Source organism: Wolbachia endosymbiont of Drosophila baimaii, from assembly GCF_028982185.1.
GTDB lineage: Bacteria > Pseudomonadota > Alphaproteobacteria > Rickettsiales > Anaplasmataceae > Wolbachia > Wolbachia pipientis.
In genome coordinates, this window is record NZ_JAPQLE010000175.1 from 1 (window position 1) to 3,044 (window position 3,044).

Below are 3,044 nucleotides of genomic sequence, written 5' to 3' on the forward strand. Positions count from 1 at the left end.
CGTTCTTGTTATAAATACCAGAATAATAAGCTACTGATATTCTCCACCTTTTTTATCTTTAATCCATCATAGCTAGCGATGCAACAAAGCTATCCCAGTGTCAAGCACTGAGATGACATCATAGAGGCGCTGGGATGACACCCTGACAACCGTCATCCCGCTACGTGTTAGTAGCTGAGATACTGCGGCAGTATGACGTAGGACTGCTGTCACCCCGCTACGTGTTAGCGGGATCTATTATGAAATACCGCAGCGATATAGCTACAGAAAACTTGTATAGATTTTTTCTACTTCTGTGATATCATAAGCCTGTAATGATAAAATAAGCAAGTATGGATAAGTCAGCGTATGAGATCATAGAACATGAGTATGATGTGGTAGTAGTAGGTGCAGGTGGAGCAGGGCTCAGAGCAACGCTTGGGATGGCTGCAACTAATTTTTCAGTTGCCTGCATTTCTAAAATTTTCCCTACACGAAGTCATACAGTTGCAGCACAAGGCGGAATTAGTGCAGCTTTAGGTAATATCGGTGAAGACGATTGGCGCTGGCATGCATATGACACAATAAAAGGTTCAGACTGGCTTGGTGATCAAGATGCAATAGAATATATGTGTAAAAACGCTGCTAAAGCTGTTATTGAACTTGAAAATTTTGGCGTACCTTTTTCTCGTACAGAAGATGGCAAAATATACCAGCGTTCCTTTGGTGGAATGACAACTCACTTTGGTAAAGGAAAATCAGCGCAGCGCACTTGTGCGGCAGCAGATAAGACTGGGCACGCAATCCTTCACACTCTATATCAGCAGTGTCTTAAATTCAACGCTGAATTTTTTGTTGAATACTTTGTGATTGATTTAATTATGGATAGCGAAACCGGAGCATGCTGCGGAGTTCTTGCTTGGTCGCTATGCGACGGTACATTACATAAATTTCGCGCGCATAGGGTGGTGCTAGCAACAGGTGGATATGGACGTGTTTATTTCTCTGCAACAAGTGCGCATACCTGCACAGGTGATGGTAACGGCATGGTGGTAAGGGCTGGATTACCACTTGAAGATATGGAATTTGTACAATTTCATCCAACAGGAATATATGGCTCAGGGTGCCTGATGACAGAAGGATGCCGTGGTGAAGGGGGGTACCTCGTTAATTCTCAGGGCGAGAAGTTTATGGAACGTTACGCACCAAAAGCAAGAGATTTAGCTTCCCGTGATGTGGTAAGTCGCGCAATAACAATTGAAATTAGAGAGGGAAGGGGAGTTGGACCGAAAAAAGATTACATGTATTTAACTATAGCGCATCTTGATCCGGAAGTAATAAAACTCAGATTGCCGGGCATCAGCGAAACCGCAAGAACTTTTGCTGGAGTTGATGTCACTAAAGATCCAATACCGGTCATTCCGACTGTTCACTACAACATGGGTGGCATTCCAACCAATTATCATGGAGAAGTGATTACGCTGAAGCAAGGTAAGGAAGAAGTGGTAGATGGGCTATTTGCAATTGGAGAAGCTGCGTGCGTCTCTGTGCACGGTGCAAATCGACTTGGTTCTAACTCGCTTCTTGATCTTGTGGTTTTTGGCAGAGCTGCAGCGCTCAGAGCAAGAGAGAAACTAAAATCCGGTACACCACATAAAAAATTGCATTCAGACTGCACAGACTGGATAGTAGATAGATTCAATAAAATGCGATTTGCTTCTGGTGGGCTAAAAGTAGCAAAAATACGCAGTGAAATGCAGAACACTATGCAAAAATACGCATCAGTTTTCCGTGTTGCTGAAGTTTTAGAAGAAGGCAAAAAAGCTATAAAAAAGGTAGCAAAAATGATGCCTGATATTTCACTTGAGGATCGCAGTATGATGTGGAATAGTGATTTAGTTGAAGCACTGGAGCTTGCTAACATGATCCCACAAGCGGTTATTACCATGGAATGCGCAGCTAATCGCGAGGAAAGCAGAGGTGCCCATGCTCGTGAAGACTTTCCTGAACGTGATGACAAAAACTGGATGAAGCACACTATAGCGTGGCTTGAAGAAAAGAAAGGGCAAATTAACGTAAAAATTGATTATAAAAAAGTGGCTGAAAAAACTCTGAGCGGTGAGATTGATTTCATAGCGCCAGAGAAGAGGGTTTATTAGTCAGCCCATCTAGCTTATTCATGAATTGACGTAGTATTGATACATCGCTCATTTTAGTAGCTGGGTTTTCTGTATGCTCTGGTTGATTTGGTGACTCTTGTACTGCTTGATTTTTAGTCTCATTTCTTAAATTCTGTTGATCATTATTAACAAGGTTCTTCGAAGCTTGATTCTGCTCTGTTGTTGAATTAGAGCGGTTTTTGTCGTTAAATGTGTCCTGTGCTTTGTTGGTTGATTTTTCAAAAAGTTTCTTAATACCACTAAATCCTAAAGTTAAAGTAAGGCATATAACTCCAGCAACAGCTATGATAGGAATGGCTGCTCCAATTGCCATTTGACCCTGAAAGAAAGCAAATGTTACCATTGCAATAACAGTAATCGTTATCGTGATTGCTAACAGTTCGCGGGTCCTTTTTGCTGGATCTATGAATCCTGCTACAGCAGATACTCCTTTTTTTATACCAGAACCTGCTTCTTTAATGCCAGACTTGCATTTTTTTGAAGCAGTTTTACAGTGGTATTTTTCCTCAAGCTTCTCTTTTAGTTCTTTAGCTTTCTCCTGTGCTTTCTGTGGAGTCCCTGAATAATCTTTTAGATCTCGTAAAGTTAAATAGTACTTTTTAGTATGGAATTTTGGATCTTTCAGCTCCAGAGAACAGGGATCAGCGCCTATTTCTAGCAGCATTGTACAAAATTTTGTTGTATTGTCATAAGCAGTTGCTGTATCAAAAATTGTTCCTTGCGGTAGGTATTCGATACTTCTTTTTTCTGCTTTTTTCTTTAATGCCAATTCTAGGGGTGTGTTCCCTTCTCCATTCTTATACCAATTCTCACTGCACAACAAACAGATAGACAATAATGGAAAAAAAGCCATACTAAACTAAGTGTAATAGCGAGGTATAAATG

At 41.0% G+C, this 3,044-nt stretch carries 2 protein-coding genes and 1 pseudogene; 1 reads left to right on the top strand and 2 read right to left on the bottom strand.

Annotated elements, in window-relative coordinates:
• Positions 1–72: 72 nt before the first annotated feature.
• Positions 73–213, bottom strand: a complete 141-nt coding sequence (locus OZD66_RS05445) for a hypothetical protein (RefSeq protein WP_220468224.1) — start codon at positions 211–213, stop codon at positions 73–75.
• Positions 214–332: 119 nt separating this feature from the next.
• On the opposite strand from OZD66_RS05445, the gene sdhA reads away from it, so the two are divergent.
• Positions 333–2,138 (top strand): succinate dehydrogenase flavoprotein subunit, encoded by a 1,806-nt coding sequence (sdhA, locus tag OZD66_RS05450; RefSeq protein WP_182367409.1) that lies wholly within the window; start codon positions 333–335, stop codon positions 2,136–2,138.
• Here the strand turns inward: sdhA and OZD66_RS05455 are convergent.
• Positions 2,110–2,955, bottom strand: a pseudogene (locus tag OZD66_RS05455) (ankyrin repeat domain-containing protein); the annotation flags it as partial. The gene sdhA and the pseudogene OZD66_RS05455 sit on opposite strands and share 29 nt — an antisense overlap.
• Positions 2,956–3,044: the final 89 nt, after the last annotated feature.

Excerpts from the sequence above, each read along its gene's own strand:
- sdhA (WP_182367409.1), top strand. The coding sequence starts at position 333 with ATGGATAAGTCAGCGTATGAGATCATAGAACATGAGTATGATGTGGTA.